The following is a 16,778-nucleotide window of genomic DNA, read 5'->3' on the forward strand; positions in this document are numbered from 1 at the left end:
CGACGCCGCCGCGCCCGTGACAGGGTCGGGGCGTGGGACCGACGTGTCCGGGAACGGCGTCGGCGGCGGCACGGGCGCCGTCGCGACGCGACCGGCTGCGCGCCGTCGCCTGGGGTCGCTGGGCGCTGCTGGCGGTGCTCACCGTCGCGCTGACGTTCGGGTTCGGGGCGCTGGGCGTGCCGTCACCCGCGCTGTTCGCGGGCCTGCTCGTCGGCACGGTGCTGGCGCTGCTCGGGCGGGCCCCCGCAGCCGTCCCGCGGCCCGCGACGACCGGCGCGCAGGCGGTGATCGGCGTCGTCATCGGGCTGATCGCGCAGAGCGACACCCTCGCCGCCGTCGCCCGCGACTGGCTGCCGGTCCTCGGCATCGGGGTCGCGACCCTGCTGGCCAGCATGGGTGCGGGCCTGCTGATGGGGGTGCAGCGCGGGGTGTCGCCGCTGACCGGGATGCTCGCGCTCACCGCCGGCGGCGCCTCCGGGCTGGTCGCGATCAGCCGCGAGCTGGGCGGTGACGAGCGGGTCGTCGCCGTCGTGCAGTACCTGCGGGTCGGGCTGGTGACGGCCACCATGCCGGTCGTCGCCGCACTCGCGTTCGGCGCCCAGCACTCCCCCGCCGCCGGCGGGGCCGGCGCGAGCGCCCCCTGGTACGTCGGGCTGGGGGTACTCGCGCTGTGCTGCGCCGTCGGGGTCCCGCTGGGCGTGCTGACCCGGGTCCCGGCCGGGGCGCTGCTGGGCCCGATGGTCGTCGCGCTGGCCCTCGCCCTGTCCGGGTGGTCGTTCGGGTCCACACCGCCGGCGCTGGTCGTCGACGTCGCCTACGCCGTCATCGGCTGGCAGGCCGGGGTGCGGTTCACCCGGGCGAGCCTGCGGACCGTCGCGCGGGTGCTGCCGCTGGCGATCGGGCTCATCGTCGTGATCATCGGGGCGTGCGCGGCCCTGGGCGTGGCGCTGTCGCACCTCACCGGTGCGACGCTGCTGGAGGGCTACCTCGCGACCACGCCGGGCGGCATCTACGCCGTCCTCGCGACCGCGATCTCGGCGGGCACGAACGTCACGTTCGTGGTGGCGATGCAGGTGCTGCGGGTGGTGCTGATGCTGCTGCTCGCTCCGTTCCTGGCCCGCCTCGCGGGCCGGCGCTGGGGCACTACCGGAGCCGACTGACCCGCCCCGGCGGCGGCGCCGGCACCGCGCCCGGATGCAGCACCGACGCGAGCGCCTCGACGCCGTCGACGAGCCGGGGCCCGCCACGCACCACGTACGACGCCGAGTCGATCGCGACGACCGGGCCCGCCGGCAGCCGGTCCAGCACCGCCCGGCCCTGGGCGACGGCGTCGTCGAGGCCGAACCCGCACGGTGCCACCACGGTCAGGTCGGCCCCCAGCGCCGCGATGTCGTCCCAGGTCACGGCGACGCTGCGGGCGCCCTCGGTGCCGCCCGCGGCGCTCCCGCCCGCGCGCCGGACCAGTTCGGGCACCCAGTGCCCCGGCAGGTAGGGCGGGTCGGTCCACTCCAGTACCAGCACCCGCGGCCGGGGCCGGCCGCCGACCGACCGCGCGACCGAAGCGAGCCGGTCGCGCAGCCCGGCGACGAGCGCCACACCGGCCGCGGCGTGTCCCGCGCGGGCCGCGACCGTCACGATCGCGGCGAGCACCTCCTCAACGGAGTGCGGGTCGACCTCGACCACCCCCGCCGCCGACCCGATCGCGGCCAGTGCCGCGGTCACGTCCCCCGCGGGCAGGGCGCAGACCCGGCACAGGTCCTGGGTGAGGATCAGGTCCGGTGCGGCCGCGGCCAGCCCCGCCCGGTCGAGCTCGTACATCGCCAGCCCGCGGGCCGCCCGGTCGCGCACGACTGCGTCGACACCCGCGGGGTCGAGCCCGGCCGGCAGCGCCGTGTCGACGACGACCGCGCACCGCTCCCGCACCCCGGCCGGCTCGTCGCACTCGTAGGTCACCGCGACGAGGTCGTCGGCCAGCCCGAGCGCCCCGACGATCTCCGTGGCCGCCGGGAGCAGGGACGCGATCCGCATTCAGCGCACCATCCGGAAGAACGTCCGGATGTCGTCGACCAGCACCTCGGGCTGCTCCATCGACGCGAAGTGCCCACCCACCTCCGGGTGGTTGAGCATCCGCAGGTCGGTGAAGCGCCGCTCCAGCCAGTGCCGCGGCAGCCGGCGCATCTCGTGCGGGAACACCGTCGCCCCCGTCGGCACCTCGACGAGGTCGTAGCGGGTCTTGCCGTAGCTCTCCCAGTACAGCCGCGCCGACGACGCCGCGCTGCCCGTCAGCCAGTACGTCATCACGTTGTCCAGGAGGCGGTCGCGCCGGATCGTGTTCTCCGGCCGCCCCGCGCAGTCGGTCCAGTCCCAGAACTTCTCGACGATCCACGCGCACTGCCCCACCGGCGAGTCGGTCAGGGCGTACCCGACCGTCTGCGGCCGGGTGGACTGCTCGGCGGAGTAGCCGGTGCCGAAGCGGCGGAACCGCTTCGCGTCGAGCATGCCCTTCTTCTCCTCGCGCGTGAGCGGGCGACGCTCGTCGTCGGGCGGCACCTCGGCCAGCGGCATCGTCAGATGGATGCCGACGACGTTCTCCGGCGCCCCCGTCCCCAGCATCGCGGTGATCATCGAACCCCAGTCCCCGCCCTGGGCGCCGTAGCGCTCGTAGCCGAGGCGGTCCATGAGCTGCGCCCACGCCGTCGCGATCCGCTCGATGCCCCAGCCCGCGATCCGCGGCTTGCCGCTGAACCCGAACCCGGGCAGCGACGGGACGACGACGTGGAACGCGTCGGCCGGGTCGGGCGGGTCGACCAGGTCGTCGATGATGTCGAGGTACTCCACGATCGAGCCCGGCCAGCCGTGGGTGAGGATCAGCGGCAGCGCGTCCTCGTGACGCGACCGCACGTGCAGCGCGTGCACGTCGACGGTGTCGTCGGCGCCGCCGTCGAGCACGGTGCGGATCTGGGCGCGGGCGTTGAGCTCGGCCTCGCAGCGCCGCCAGTCGTAGCCGTCGGCCCAGTAGGCGCACAGCTCCTGCAGGTAGTCCAGCGGGACGCCCTGCGTCCAGCCCTCGACGGTCGCCGGCTCGGGCCACCGCGTCCGGCGCAGCCGGTCGCGCAGGTCGTCGAGATCGGCCTGGGGAGTCTCGATGCGGAACTCGCGCACGCGACTACAGTTGCACGCCGCGTGTCAGTGCGCCGTCAACGACCAGGTTCGCGCCGCTGATCCGGCTCGCCAGCGGGCTCGCGAGCATGACCACGGCGTACGCCGTCTCCTCGGGGGTGCCCATCCGCCCCGTCGGGTTGAGACCGAGCGCGAGGTTCCACAGGTCCGGGTTGCCGCTCTCGATGCCCTGCCACACCCCGCCGTCGAAGTAGACGTTGCCCGGCGACACCGCGTTGGCACGGATCCCCTTGGGCGCCAGGTCGAGCGCGAGCCCGGACACGTAGTGCACGAGCGCGCCCTTCATCACGCCGTAGGAGCCGTTCGCGAAGTCGATCTCCCGGCCCGACACGCTCGACACCGCGATGATCGACGCCGCGTCGCTCTGCTCGAGGTGGGGCATGGCCGCCTCGACCAACCGCACCGTGTGCATGAGGTCGACCTCGAAGCTCGCCTTCCAGTTCTGCTCACCCGGGCCGATCGCGAGCGCGCTGACGTTGGCGATCACGATGTCGATCCCGCCGGCCTCGCGCGCCTCGTCGGCCACCCACTCGGCCAGCGCGTCCCCGTCGGCCACGTCGAGCGACCGGCCCGCGACCTCGTACCCCTTGCCGCCCAACAGGTCCACCCGAGCGCGGACCTCGTCCTCGCTGCGCGCGCAGAACGCCACCCGGGCACCCTCGGCCGCGAGCATCTCGACGATCGCGGCGCCGATGCCGCGGGTACCGCCGGTGACCAGTGCCCGGCGGCCGGCAAGTTGCAGGTCCATGAAAGAGATCTCCTAGAGGGTCGCGGACTGCTCGCGCAGGTGGGCGTGCATCCCGTTGTAGGCCCGGCCCGCAGGCAACAGCGCCTTCGAGACCTTCGTGACGGCCGAGTAGTTGGTGTCGACGACGTTGGCCAGCGGTGACTCGCTGACCTGGGTGAGCAGCTGGTAGGCGTCGAGCCGGTCGAGACCGTACAGCTCGCCGAGCCAGCCGATCATGCCGACCTGGCTGGCCCGCCACGCGTCCTCCAGCGGCCGCGACGACCCCACCACCACGTAGTGGGTGTCGGACTCGATGCGCGGCCACACCGGGCCCGCGCCGCCCTTGATCAGCTCGACGAGCAACGTCACGTCCATCGCACCCTCGACAGCGGTGCCGCAGCTCTCGCCCTCACCCTGCCGGTAGTGCCCGTCGCCGACCGAGAACATCGCGCCCTCGACGTTGACCTGCAGATAGCAGGTGACACCCGGCTTCATCTCGGGTGTGTCCATGTTGCCGCCGAACATGTCGGGCACCAGGCTCGACCGCACCTCCCGGCCCGCCGGCGCGACACCGACCGTGCCCAGCATCGGGTTGCACGGCAGCTCCAGGCGCATGTCGACGCTGCTCGCCTCGAACAACACCGTGTTCGCCGCGCGGTCGAGCTGGTAGATCCACGTCCGCTCCGGCAACGGGTCGTGCAGCAGCGCCGTGCGGTCCGTCGCGGACAGCGCACCGAAGAACGGGATGGTCGTCGACGCGCCCCAGTCCCGCGCCGGGGTGAGGTCGACGATGTGCAGGGCGAGGGTGTCCCCCGGCTCGGCGCCCTCCACGAAGAAGGGTCCGGTCTGCGGGTTGACCTCGGCGAGGTTCAACACCTGCCCGGGGCGGTCGGTCACCTTCGTGATCCGCCCGGAGAACGCGTCCTCGGTCCACAGCCTCAGCAGCGTGCCGGGGGTGATCCGGTGGCTCGGCGCGACACCGCCGAAGGTCCACACGTACTGGTCGCGTTCGGGTCGGTACTCGACGACGTCCACGCGGCCGATCGTCGAGGGTGGACGGTCCCGGACGCAAGCCCTCAGGGCCTGCGATGAACCGACACCGCGTAGTTCCCGCCGTCGTAGGGGGCCCGGTCCCACGTCGCGAAGCGGCTGTCCCCGACCAACCCGGCCGCCGCGCACCACCCGTCGTAGTCGTCGAGCGCCGGCCAGCCGGGCTGCAGGCTGAACCCGGCGACGAGCAGCCCGCCCGGGCGCAGCGCGCGGGCGCACGCGGCGACACCCGCGGCCCGGTCCCCGGCCGCCATGTACGGCACGACATTGCCCGCCAGCACGACCAGGTCGAACGCCCCCGCCACGGCGAACGCCTCCAGGCCCCCGTGGTGCCACGTCAGCTGCGGCGCCTTCCCACGGGCGACCGCGATCATGTCCGCGTCGGGGTCGAGCCCCTCCACCGCGACCCCCCGGCGGGCCAGCTCGATCGCGACCCGGCCCGTGCCGCAGCCGCCGTCGAGAACACGCGGTGCGGGCCGCTCACCCAGCAGAGCCGTGACCAGGTCGGCCTCGCCGTGCGGGTTGCCGCCCGCGGCCTCCATCCGGGCCCAACGGTCGTCGTAGGTACCGACGTCGACCGCGCTGCGCCAGCGGTTCCAGTCGTCCGGGAGCTGTTCGGCCATACCGGCGAGCCTAGTGAAGGTCCATGATCGGGCCGTGGAGCAGATCGCGTCGCCCGGCGCCGTGCACCAGTCACTGACCGACGGCATCGGGGCCACTCCCCTGGTCCGCCTCGACCGGGTCGTCGACGGCATCGCCGCCGCCGTCCACGTCAAAGCCGAGTACGCCAACCCCGGCGGCAGCGTGAAGGACCGCGCCGCGTACGCGATGGTCACCGCCGCCGAACGCGACGGCCGGCTGCCCCCCGGCGGCACCGTGTTCGAGGGGACGTCGGGCAACACCGGCATCGGGCTGGCCATGGTCGCCGCCCGCCGCGGGTACCGGTGCGTGCTCGTCGTGCCCGACCGGACCGCCGCCGAGAAGATCGCGCTGCTGCGCGCCTACGGCGCCGAGGTCGTCCTCACCCCCGGCACCGTGCCCCAGCACGACCCCCGCCACGTGCGCCGCCTCGCCGAGCGGCTCGCCGCCGAGACCGACCGCGGCTGGCTCGCCGACCAGTACACCAACCCCGCCAACCCGCTCGTCCACGAACACACGACCGGCCCCGAGATCTGGGCCCAGACCGGCGGGCGCATCACGCACCTCGTCGCCGGAGTCGGGACGGGCGGGACCATCAGCGGCACCGCCCGGTACCTGCGCGCCACATCCGGTGGGCGGGTGCGGATCGTCGCGGCCGACCCGGCGACGTCGCGCTACTCCGGCGGCGACGGCAGCCCCTACACCGTCGAGGCCGTCGGGCACTACCTGCACCCCGACACCGTCACCGACGAGTGGCCCGAGACCTACGACGCGTCGGTCGTCGACGAGTTCGTCCAGGTCCCCGACGGCGACGCCGTCCGGCTGGTCCGTCGCGTGGCCCGCGAGGAAGGGATGCTGCTGGGCGGGTCCTCGGGGACCGCGCTCGTCGCCGGGCTCCAGGTCGCCGCCGGGCTGGGCCCCGACGACGTCGTCGTCGTGATCGCCCCCGACTCCGGCCGGGCCTACCTCAGCAAGTATTTCGACGACGACTGGTGCACCCGGCTCGGGTTCGTCGACGCGCCCGAGGGCCCCCTCGTGCGCGACGTCCTGCCCGCCGCCGCGCCCGGGCTCGTGGTCGTCCCCGCCGGGCGCCGCGCGGGCGAGGTCCTCGCCGCGCTGCCGGGCGACACCCCCGACGTCGTGCCGGTCGTCGCCGACCGCGCCGCGACGAGCCCCGACCGGGCCACGGGCGACGTCGTCGGCGCGGTGTCGGTGACCGAACTGCGCCGGGCCGCGCCCGGCGATCCCGTGCGCCCCGGGCCACTGCTCGCGACGATCGGCATCGGCGAGCCCGTCGCCGCAGCGCTCGGCCGCGTGCCCGACGACGGCCGCCCGCTGCTGGTCGTCGCCGACGGCCGGATCGTCCGGTCGGTGCCGCGGGCCGCCCTCACCCGCCCCGGGGCGCCACCCCGGCCGGCGTAGGGCGCCACCCCACCGTCGACACGGGCCCCGAGCCCGACGGCAGCCGCCACCGGGCCGTAACGGACCCGGCCGTCGCCACGAGTTCCGGACCATGGCCTTGCCGCCGTGCCGGGCACGGGGCACGCTGCCAACCCAGGAGATCGGCGGAGGCCGGACCCGGCCGTCGGCAGCGGGGCCGGCGTACGACGAGGGGGCAACGGATGTCCGAGGCCGCGGTGCAGGAACCCGACACGACCGGCGATCCCGCACCGGAACCGACACCCACGGTGCTCGCGGTGGTGAAGCGGCTGCCGTTCACCGCAACCTGCACCCTTGTCATGATCGTCGTCGGGCTGGCGACGGGCACGCTCTGGTCGGCCCTGGAGGACCGCACCTGGTACGACCAGGTCGGCTACGGCCTGCCCGCGTTGCTCGACGGCCACGTCTGGACCCTCGCCACCGGCCCGTTCTTCGCCGTCGGACCGATCTTCTACATCCCGATGGTGCTGTCGTTCGTGCTGTTCACCGGCTGGGCGGAGTGGAAGCTCGGCACCGCCCGCGCCGCCGGGGTCACGATCGGCGGACACCTCGTCGGCATCCTGGGCGCGGCACTCGTCCTGCTGGCCACCCGACCCACCGGCTGGCCCTGGGCGGTCACCCTCGGCGCCCAGATCGACGCCGGGTTCTCCGCGGGCGCGTTCGCCGCGCTCGCCGTCACCGCAGCCGTGCTGCGCTCGCCGTGGCGGCTGCGGCTGCGGCTGGGCATCGGCATCTACCTGATCGTCGCCCTCATCTACGGCGGCAACCTCGCCGATCTCGAACACTTCGTCGCCGGCTTCGCCGGACTGCTCGCCGGGCACGCCCTGACCCGCGGACTCGGCGCCGACCGCACCGGCCGCCCCAGCCGCCGCGAATGGCGGCTGTTCGCCGTCGCGGGAGTGCTGGTCATCCTGCTCGGCACCGTCCTGTCCTGGCTCATCCCCTCCGACGGGCCCCTCGGGCCCACCGGCGACACCGAGAGCGACTGGGTCGACGTCCTCATCACCCTCGTCCTCGCCCTGTTGCTGGTCAACGGCCTCCGCAAGGGCAAGCGCACCGCCTGGCGGTGGGCCGTCGGCATCGGGATCCTCAACGTCGTGGTCGGGCTCGCCGTCGCCGTCATCGTCATCGTCGCGGTGGTCCTCGACGAGCCGTGGGAGATCGTCGGCGGACCGCTGTTCGTCGCCGACCGGCTGCTGTGGCTGCTCCTGCTGGTCGTGCTGATCGTCGGCAGGCACGCGTTCCGCACCCCGTCGCGACGGCGGATCCGCAAGCGTCAGGAGTTCGCCGCCGACCGCGGCGACGCCATCGCCGCGCTGCACCGCCACGGCGGCGGCACCATCTCGTGGATGGCGACGTGGCCGGCGAACCGCTGGTTCGGCACGGCTCCGGCGCCCGACACCGCTCCCGCCGCCCCGCTGCTGAGCAGCCCCACCGAGAATCCCGGGGCCACCGCCGACACCTCCTCCGACGCCTCGGAATCCTCGAATGCTCCGGATGGCTCCGACACCGGGGACCCACCCGGTTCCGCCGCCGGGTCCGAGCCCGGCATCGTGATCGCCTACCAGGCGCACGCCGGCGTCGCGATCGGGCTCGGCGACCCCATCGGCCCGGCCGGCTCCCACATCGACGCCGTCGACGCCTTCTCCCGGATGGCCGACCGCGCCGGGCTCGTCCCCTGCATGTTCTCCGTCGGCGACGCCACCGCAGCGGCCGCGGAGACGATCGGCTGGAAACACGTCCAGGTCGCCGAGGACACCCTCATCGACCTGCCCGGCCTCACGTTCACCGGCAAGCCCTGGCAGAACGTGCGCTCGGCCATCAACCGCGCGAAGAAGGAGGGCATCACGTTCCGGATGGTGACCCTCGCCGACGAACCCTGGTCCCTCGTCGAACGCATCCGCGGGATGAGCGAGGAGTGGGTCGGCGACAAGAGCCTGCCCGAGATGGGCTTCACCCTCGGCGGCGTCGACGAGGCACTCGACCGGCCGGTGCGCGTCGGGATCGCCCAGGACGCGCACGGCACCCTGCACGGGGTGACGTCGTGGCTGCCGGTGTACGGCCCCGGCGGGCAGGTCCGCGGCCGCACCCTCGACCTGATGCTGCGCCGCCCCGACGGGTTCCGGCCGGTCGTGGAGTTCCTCATCGCGCAGAGCGCCGCGACGTTCCGCGACGAGGGCGTCGAGATCGTCTCACTGTCCGGGGCGCCACTGGCCCGGGCCGAGGGCGACGGCCCGGTGCACGGACTCGCCCGGGTGCTCGACCAGATCGGCGACGTCCTGGAGCCGCTCTACGGGTTCCGGTCGCTGCACGCGTTCAAGGCGAAGTTCCAGCCGCGCTACGAGCCGATGCACCTGGTGTACCGCGACGAGGCCGACCTCGCCCGCATCGGCATCGCCATCACCCGCGCGTACCTGCCCGACACCCCGGTGCACGAGCTGGTGAAGCTCACCCGCACCTGAACACCCGCGAGGCCGCCCCGACCGCAACGTCCCGGCCGCACCACCGTCCTGACCGCGACCGCATCACGCGCGCGCACCGTCCGCGCGACCGTGTCACGAGCGTGCACCGCGCGCGGGCGTGTCATGAGCGCGGCCGAGGCGCGCCCAGGACACGCTCGGTGGCACCGCCGCACTCCCTGACCGTGGACGCGACCACCGAACGTGTCACCAGCGCGACCACACCGCGCCCGTGACACGTTCAGCGGCGGCGCGACGCTCCAGGCGCAACGCGCGCCCTCCACCACCGGACGTGTCATCAGGGCGGCTCGGCAACGCTCACGACACGCCCGTCGACGACCGCACCCCCGAACGTGTCCTGGGAGCACACCCGACAACTCCCACAACACGCCCACGCCCGCAGCGCGCGCCCGCGCGGCTACGCGGCCGGTCGCCCCGCCTCGCCCCGCCCCCGGCACCCCACGGCGACGCCGGCCGAGGGACTGCCGGACGGCGAGCCGTCGGGACGGCGGGGTTCTGCGCGTCACCAGCGCGCCGACGACGCCGGCACCACGACCCCGGCGCGGGTGGTCAGCCCGCCCGGCCCGCCGCGAGCCAGAGCAGCGCCGTGACGGTGTCGGCGTCCGCCTGCGCGGCGGGGACGCCGGCGGCGTCGCGGGCCCGCGTCGCGGCCTCCGACCCCAGGTGCGTGGCAACCCAGGTGAGGGCCCGGTCGTCCGCGTCCCCGCCGGCCGTCCGCTCGCCGAGCACCTCCGCGGCCAGCCGCAGCGCCCGGCCGGCGCGACCGCCGTCGGCGGCGGCGAGGATCGCGACCTCGTCCCTGGCGGGCTGCGCCGACCGCGTCGCGACGGTGGCGGCGACGGCCGCCTCCAGCCGGTGGTCGACGAGGTCGGCGACGCAGGCGTGCTCGTCGAGGTCGGCGGCGAGGATGGCGGTGTGGTGGCGGCCCACCGTCGCCGTCCACTCGACGAGGGTGTCCTGCGGGTAGGCGGCCGGGTCCGCGAGGGGTGGGATCCGGTAGCTCAGCTCCCGCTCGGCGCGCGCCTGGGCGAGCGCGAGGCGGAGCTCGGGGACGCCGTCGGTGCGGCCGACGTCGGGGAGGTCGTCGGGGCCGTAGCCGTCGAGTCCGGGCAGGGTGAGGATCGGCCGCAGCCCGGTGCCGGGCTTGGGGACGCCTCCGCCGCGCCGGCGCCGGGCGGCGACCTTGTCGGCGCGCCGCTGCCCGGCCGGCCGCTTACGGATCACCGTGCTCAGCCGCAGACCGCGCCGCCGGCCGCGGAGCCGACGAGCTTGATGTACTTGCCGAGCACCCCGGTGCGCAGCGCGGTCTCCCGCGGTGTCCACCCGGCGCGGCGGCGGTCGAGCTCGGCGTCGTCGACCCCGATGTCGAGGGTGCGGGCGGTCATGTCGAGGGTGATCGGGTCGCCGTCGCGGACCAGTGCGATGGGGCCGCCGTCGGTCGCCTCGGGGGCGATGTGGCCGACGCACAGGCCGGTGGTGGCGCCGGAGAAGCGCCCGTCGGTGATGAGCAGGACGTCCTTGCCGAGCCCGGCGCCCTTGATCATCCCGGTGACGGCGAGCATCTCGCGCATGCCGGGCCCCCCGCGGGGCCCCTCGTAGCGGATGACGACGACGTCGCCCGCGACGACGGTGCCGTCGGCGACGGCGTCGAGGGCGCCCTGCTCGCCGTCGAACACCCGGGCGGTGCCGCTGAAGGTGGCGGAGTCGAACCCGGCGCTCTTGACGACGGCACCGTCGGGGGCGAGCGAGCCGCGCAGGATGGTGAGGCCGCCGGTGGGGTGGATGGGGTCGGACAGGGCGTGCACGATCGTGCCGTCGAGGTCGGGCGGGTCGATCTCGGCGAGGTTCTCCGCGACGGTCCGGCCGGTGACGGTGAGGGCGTCGCCGTGGATCAGCCCGGCGTCGAGGAGGGCCCGCATGACGACGGGCACCCCGCCGACCTGGTCGACCGACGACATGACGTAGCGCCCGAACGGCTTGACGTCGGCGAGGTGCGGGACGCGGTCGCCGATCCGGTTGAAGTCGTCGAGGGTGAGCTCGACCTGCGCCTCGTGGGCGATGGCGAGCAGGTGGAGCACGGCGTTGGTGGAGCCGCCGAAGGCCATGACGACGGCGATCGCGTTCTCGAAGGCGTCGCGGGTGAGGATGTCGCGGGCGGTGATGCCCTTGCCGAGCATCCCGATCACGGCTTCGCCGGAGGCGCGGGCCGACCCGTCACGGCGGCGGTCGACCGCGGGCGGGCTCGCCGAGCCGGGCAGCGCCATCCCGAGCGCCTCGGCGGCCGAGGCCATGGTGTTGGCGGTGTACATGCCGCCGCACGCGCCCTCGCCGGGGCAGATGTTGCGCTCGATCTCGACGAGCTCGTCGCGGGTGATGAGCCCCTTGATGCAGGCGCCGACGGCCTCGAACGCGTCGGAGATGTTGACCTCGCGCCCGTCGACGTGGCCGGGCAGGATCGATCCGGCGTAGACGAACACCGACGCCAGGTCGAGCCGGGCGGCGGCCATCAGCATGCCGGGCAGGGACTTGTCGCAGCCCGCGAGCAGTACGGTGCCGTCGAGCCGTTCGGCCTGCACCACCGTCTCGACGGAGTCGGCGATGATCTCGCGGCTGACCAGCGAGTAGTGCATGCCGACGTGGCCCATGGAGATGCCGTCGGACACCGAGATCGTGCCGAACTCCATCGGGTAGCCCCCGCCCCGGTGCACCCCTTCCTTGGCGGCCTGGGCGAGGCGCTGCAGCGACAGGTTGCAGGGGGTGATCTCGTTCCAGCTCGACGCGATCCCGATCTGCGGTTTGGCGAAGTCGTCGTCGCGCATGCCGACGGCGCGCAGCATCCCGCGGGCCGCGGTGCGCTCGATGCCGTCGGTGACGTCGCGGCTGCGCGGCTTGAGGTCGGGTGCCTGGGAGGTCATTCGCCGCTCCGTGACGTGGTGGGGTGGTCGGGGGAGCCCAACCTATCCCCGTCCCCGTCACGGATCTTCCGCCGGATCGCGACGACGACGACCGCCGACAGCGTCATGAAGCCGGCGACGCACCACATGCCTGCGCGCAGCGAGCCGGTGAGGTCCTCCAGCCAGCCGGTCAGGTAGGGGCCGACGAAGCCGCTGAGGTTGCCGAAGGAGTTGATCAGCGCGATGCCGGCGGCGGCTCCGACACCGGTGAGGAACAGCGGCGGCAGCTGCCAGATCACCGGGATCGCGGCGAACACCCCGCACGCGCACACGGTGACGGCGGCGATGACGAGCCACGGCGAGTCGAGGTAGAGGGCGACGGCGACCGCGGCCGCGCCGATGAGCACCGGCACGGCGACGTGCCCGATCCGCTCCCCCGTCCGGTCGGAGTGGCGCGCGACGAGCACCATCACCACCGACGCCACCGCGTACGGGATCGCGGTGATCAGCCCGATCTGCAGGCCGGTGAGTGAGCCCTCGAGCTCGTCGACGACCTGCGGCAGGAAGAACGCGAGCACGTAGAGGCCGAACACCACACCGAAGTAGACGACCGACAGCGCGATCACCCGCCCGTCGCGCAGCGCCGCCTTCAGCCCGGGGCCGTGGGGCACCTCGGCCTCGTCCTCGCGGGCGATCGTCTCCTCCAGGGCGGCCGCCTCGTCCCTGGTCAGCCAGCGCGCGTCGCGTGGCCGGTCGGGCAGCACGGCGAGCACGGCGATGCCCAGGAGCAGCGCCGGGATGCCCTCGACGAAGAACATGAACCGCCACCCGGCGTCGAAGCCGAGGACACCCTCGCCGTTGTCGATGAGCAGCCCGGACACGGGCCCGCCCAGCACCGACGACAGCGGCACCGCCAGGAAGAACAGCGCCACCACGCGGGCCCGCTGCACCCGCGGGAACCAGTAGGTCAGGTACAGGATGATCCCGGGGAAGAACCCGGCCTCGGCGAAGCCGAGCAGGAACCGCACCACGTAGAAGCTGACCGGGCCCTGCACGAACGCCGTCGCGGAGGCGATGATGCCCCAGGTGATCATGATCCGGGCGATCCACAGCCGGGCGCCGACGCGGTGCAGGATGATGTTGCTCGGCACCTCGAAGAAGAAGTAGCCGATGAAGAACAGGCCGGCGCCCAGCCCGTACGCGGTCGCCGAGAGACCGAGGTCGGGGCGCATCGTCACCGAGGCGAACCCGACGTTGACCCGGTCGACGTAGTTGAGCAGATAGCACAGGCCCAGGAACGGCAGCAGCCGCCGCATCGCCTTGCCGACCGCACCCGCGACGGACGCGGACTCCGGTGCCGACATCCCGACCACCTCCTCGCGCCGGCCCCGTACGGCGCCATGAGGTCCTACCCCGGGGGGTCTTCGCCCACAACTCGGGACGGACCGCCCGAACACCTCTCCGGGGATTGTCGACGGGTACCGGACGGCCCCGGCGCGTCGCCGTCACCTCGTCCGGACATGATCGTTGGCCGTCGCGGACGACACGTCGGGAAAGGACGTACATGGGCGAGCACAGCACACGGCGCGCCCCGCGGTTGCGGGGTCCGGCACGCGCCGGTGCACTGGTCGGAGCGGTGGTTCTGGTCGCGGGGGCGGCGGTGGATGTCCTCGCCGGGACCGCGTCGGCGGCCGACCACGGCGGCGGGCACGGCGGCGCGACGGTCGCGGGCACACCGTGCACGGTCACGGCACGGGCGTGTGTCGACCTGGCCGCGGACAAGGCGTGGCTGATCGCCGACGGCACCGTCACCACGGGGCCCGTCGGCATCAGCCACGGCGGGCAGGGCAAGGAGACCCCCACCGGCACCTTCGATGTGCAGTGGAAGGACAAGAACCACAGGAGCGCCGAGTTCGACGACGCGCCCATGCCCTACTCGGTGTTCTTCGCCCCCGGCGGGATCGCGTTCCACGAGGGCAACCCGAAGAACCCGTCGGCGGGGTGCGTGCACCTCGCCCACGACGACGCGGTCACGTTCTACGGCGCCCTCGAGGTCGGCGACGAGGTCCAGGTGCACTGACACCCGCTGCACACACGACGACCGCTGCACACGACGACGGCCGGGTCCGCGGATCGCGGGACCGGCAGTCGTTCGTCGTGGGAGCAGCTGTCAGGAACGCGCCTCGGCGCGGTCGCGGCGCACGTTGGCGCGCCGGCCCTTGAGCGTCGTCACGCCACGCAGGGACCGCAGCACGTCGTCGGCGGCGTGCTCCGGGATCTCCACCAGCGCGTGGCGCTCGTGGATCTGGATGGCGCCGATGTCGCGGCCGGAGAGCCGGGACTCGTTCGCCAACGCACCCACGATGTCCTGCGGGCGCACCCCCGCGGCACGGCCGGCGGAGACGAACAGCCGGGTCGTGCCCGCCCTGGGCGGACGCGGACCCTGGCCGCGGCTGCCGCCGAACTCGCGGCGGCCACCCGCCCCACCGCGGCTGTCGCGGTCGCGGTCGCGGCGGCCCTCGCGGGGCGCCGACACCACGGGGATGTCGATCTCGTCCTCGGGCGCGCCGGAGACGTCACGGGCGATGCGGACCGCCGCGGCGGCGACCTCGGTCGCGTCGAACTCGTCGGACAGCGCGGCGATCATGGCGGCCACGCCGTCGTCGGCGCCGCGGCCGGCGGTCGCGCGGTCGGCCAGCAGCCGCTCGCGCAGCGCCACCTTGGTGCGCTCCACGCGGGACGCGGCCAGGTCGGCGACCGTCGGCACCGGGGCGACCGGCACCGGGGTGCCGGTGAGCCGCTCGATGTTGCGCAGGTGGCGCACCGAGGCGGGCGCCACCAGCGTGATCGCCACGCCCTCGCGCCCCGCGCGGCCGACCCGGCCGATGCGGTGCACGTAGGACTCGGGCGACTTCGGCACGTCGTGGTTCACGACGTGGGTGAGCGTGTCGATGTCGAGGCCACGGGCCGCGACGTCGGTGGCGACCAGCAGGTCGGTCCGGCCGCTGCGCAGCCGGTCGACGACGCGGGTGCGGTGCTCCTGGTCCATGCCGCCGTGCAGCGCCTCGGCACGCAGACCGCGGCCGGTGAGGGCCTCGGTGACGGCGTCGACGTCGGCGCGGGTGCGGCAGAACACGATCGCCGCGGTCGGGCGCTCGAGCTCCAGGATGCGGCCCAGCGCCGCCGTGGTGTGGGTGCGCTGCACCATGTACGCGGTCTGGCGGACCCGGGGCGCCTCGCCCTCGGGGACCTCTTCGCGTTGGATGCGCACCATCACCGGGTCGGTGAGGTAGGTGCGGGCGAGCGTCTCGATGCGCCGCGGCATGGTGGCCGAGAACAGCACACCCTGCCGGGTGGCCGGGGTGGACTGCAGGATCGTCTCGATGTCCTCGACGAAGCCCATGTCGAGCATCTCGTCGGCCTCGTCGAGGACGACGACCTCGATCTGGTCGAGGCTGAGCGCACCGCGGTTGATCAGGTCGATCGCGCGGCCGGGGGTGGCGACGACGATGTCGACGCCGCGCTTGAGCGCGCCGAGCTGCGGTCCGATCGGGGCGCCACCGTAGACGGCGAGCACCCGCGCGCGGATGCCCTTGCCGTAGCGGGCGACGGCCTCGGTGACCTGCATGGCGAGCTCGCGGGTCGGGGCCAGCACCAGACCCATGGGCGCCGTGCGACGCCCACCGGCCGGCGCGGTCGCCAGCTTCTGCAGCATCGGCAGCGCGAACGCCGCCGTCTTGCCGGTGCCGGTGGCGGCCTGACCGATGAGGTCACGGCCCTGGACCAGCGGCGGGATCGCCTCGGCCTGGATGGGGCTGGGGCGCTCGTAGCCGAGCTCGTCGATCGCGCGCTGGAGCGCGGGGTCGAGGTCGAGGTCGGCGAACCGGACGCCGTCCTCGTCGTCGGAGTCGTCGTCATCGGCGTCGTCGACGGAATCCAGGTCGTCGACGTCGGAGTCGTCCGAGTCGTCCACGCCGGGGACGTCCGCGTCGGCGGCGGTGTCCGCGGGATCGGTCGCGTCGGCCGACGCGAGCTCCTCGACGGAGTCGATCTCCGCCGCGAGCGCGGCGTCGTCGAGCTCGGGGGTCGCGGGGACGTCGTTGTCGGGCAGGTCGAGCAGGGTGTTCACACACGTCCTCTGTTGCGGCAGGGAGAGCGCGTCCGTCACTGGACGCGGGCACTCACGGAGATCACTCACGGAAGCCCGCGGGGCCCTGCGGCGTGCAAAGACGTGGACCATCTGGGGCTCTCGGTCCGGCGCAGCGCACCGGACCGACACACCAGTGTCCCATGACGCTCCCCGACGATCACGCCCGGGGCCGGGTCTCTCCGGTCACGTGGTGCTCCGTACTGCCCAACGTCACCCGA

13 protein-coding genes are annotated in these 16,778 nt (G+C 74.1%); 4 read left to right on the forward strand and 9 right to left on the reverse strand.

Annotated elements, in window-relative coordinates; translation table 11 throughout:
* Window positions 1-32: 32 nt before the first annotated feature.
* Window positions 33-1,160 carry an AbrB family transcriptional regulator gene (locus AB7F12_RS07910; protein WP_428500288.1) on the forward strand — a complete coding sequence of 376 codons (1,128 nt, stop codon included), beginning with the start codon at window positions 33-35 and terminating at the stop codon, window positions 1,158-1,160.
* On the opposite strand, the gene AB7F12_RS07915 is transcribed toward AB7F12_RS07910, so the two are convergent.
* From AB7F12_RS07915 to AB7F12_RS07935, 5 genes are read right to left on the reverse strand one after another with little or no spacing between them, the layout of a single operon-like run.
* Window positions 1,144-2,028 (reverse strand): ABC transporter substrate-binding protein, encoded by an 885-nt coding sequence (locus AB7F12_RS07915; protein WP_428500289.1) that lies wholly within the window; start codon window positions 2,026-2,028, stop codon window positions 1,144-1,146. The two genes, AB7F12_RS07910 and AB7F12_RS07915, sit on opposite strands and share 17 nt — an antisense overlap.
* Window positions 2,029-3,162 (reverse strand): epoxide hydrolase family protein, encoded by a 1,134-nt coding sequence (locus tag AB7F12_RS07920; RefSeq protein WP_428500290.1) that lies wholly within the window; start codon window positions 3,160-3,162, stop codon window positions 2,029-2,031.
* Window positions 3,163-3,166: 4 nt separating this feature from the next.
* The gene (locus AB7F12_RS07925) at window positions 3,167-3,928 is read right to left on the reverse strand and encodes an SDR family NAD(P)-dependent oxidoreductase (protein ID WP_428500291.1); all 762 of its coding nucleotides are present in this window, start codon (window positions 3,926-3,928) and stop codon (window positions 3,167-3,169) included.
* A gap of 12 nt (window positions 3,929-3,940) precedes the next feature.
* Window positions 3,941-4,942: an acetamidase/formamidase family protein gene (locus AB7F12_RS07930; protein WP_428500292.1), complete on the reverse strand. Its 1,002-nt coding sequence runs from the start codon at window positions 4,940-4,942 to the stop codon at window positions 3,941-3,943.
* Between the two features lie 41 nt (window positions 4,943-4,983).
* Complete coding sequence (locus AB7F12_RS07935; RefSeq protein WP_428500293.1) at window positions 4,984-5,580, reverse strand: class I SAM-dependent methyltransferase; 597 nt, start codon at window positions 5,578-5,580, stop codon at window positions 4,984-4,986.
* Window positions 5,581-5,614: 34 nt separating this feature from the next.
* Here AB7F12_RS07935 and AB7F12_RS07940 point away from each other — a divergent pair, with 34 nt between their 5' ends.
* Together AB7F12_RS07940 and AB7F12_RS07945 are read left to right on the forward strand one after the other, a co-directional pair.
* Entirely contained in the window at window positions 5,615-7,018 is a 1,404-nt protein-coding gene (locus AB7F12_RS07940) for a PLP-dependent cysteine synthase family protein (RefSeq protein ID WP_428500294.1), read from the forward strand.
* A gap of 200 nt (window positions 7,019-7,218) precedes the next feature.
* The gene (locus AB7F12_RS07945) at window positions 7,219-9,498 is read left to right on the forward strand and encodes a bifunctional lysylphosphatidylglycerol flippase/synthetase MprF (protein ID WP_428500295.1); all 2,280 of its coding nucleotides are present in this window, start codon (window positions 7,219-7,221) and stop codon (window positions 9,496-9,498) included.
* 567 nt (window positions 9,499-10,065) lie between these two features.
* Here AB7F12_RS07945 and AB7F12_RS07950 read toward each other — a convergent pair.
* From AB7F12_RS07950 to AB7F12_RS07960, 3 genes are read right to left on the reverse strand one after another with little or no spacing between them, the layout of a single operon-like run.
* Window positions 10,066-10,740 (reverse strand): hypothetical protein, encoded by a 675-nt coding sequence (locus tag AB7F12_RS07950; protein ID WP_428500296.1) that lies wholly within the window; start codon window positions 10,738-10,740, stop codon window positions 10,066-10,068.
* Between the two features lie 5 nt (window positions 10,741-10,745).
* Window positions 10,746-12,431 carry a dihydroxy-acid dehydratase gene (ilvD, locus tag AB7F12_RS07955; RefSeq protein ID WP_428500297.1) on the reverse strand — a complete coding sequence of 562 codons (1,686 nt, stop codon included), beginning with the start codon at window positions 12,429-12,431 and terminating at the stop codon, window positions 10,746-10,748.
* The gene (locus AB7F12_RS07960) at window positions 12,428-13,774 is read right to left on the reverse strand and encodes an MFS transporter (RefSeq protein ID WP_428500298.1); all 1,347 of its coding nucleotides are present in this window, start codon (window positions 13,772-13,774) and stop codon (window positions 12,428-12,430) included. Before AB7F12_RS07960 ends, ilvD begins: the two co-directional genes overlap by 4 nt.
* A gap of 200 nt (window positions 13,775-13,974) precedes the next feature.
* Here AB7F12_RS07960 and AB7F12_RS07965 point away from each other — a divergent pair, with 200 nt between their 5' ends.
* Window positions 13,975-14,490 (forward strand): L,D-transpeptidase, encoded by a 516-nt coding sequence (locus AB7F12_RS07965; RefSeq protein WP_428500299.1) that lies wholly within the window; start codon window positions 13,975-13,977, stop codon window positions 14,488-14,490.
* Between the two features lie 90 nt (window positions 14,491-14,580).
* On the opposite strand, the gene AB7F12_RS07970 is transcribed toward AB7F12_RS07965, so the two are convergent.
* Complete coding sequence (locus AB7F12_RS07970) at window positions 14,581-16,539, reverse strand: DEAD/DEAH box helicase (RefSeq protein ID WP_428500300.1); 1,959 nt, start codon at window positions 16,537-16,539, stop codon at window positions 14,581-14,583.
* Between the last annotated feature and the right edge of the window lie 239 nt (window positions 16,540-16,778).

Origin of the sequence: Pseudonocardia sp., from assembly GCF_050250275.1 — a bacterium.
Classification (GTDB): Bacteria; Actinomycetota; Actinomycetes; order Mycobacteriales; family Pseudonocardiaceae; genus Pseudonocardia.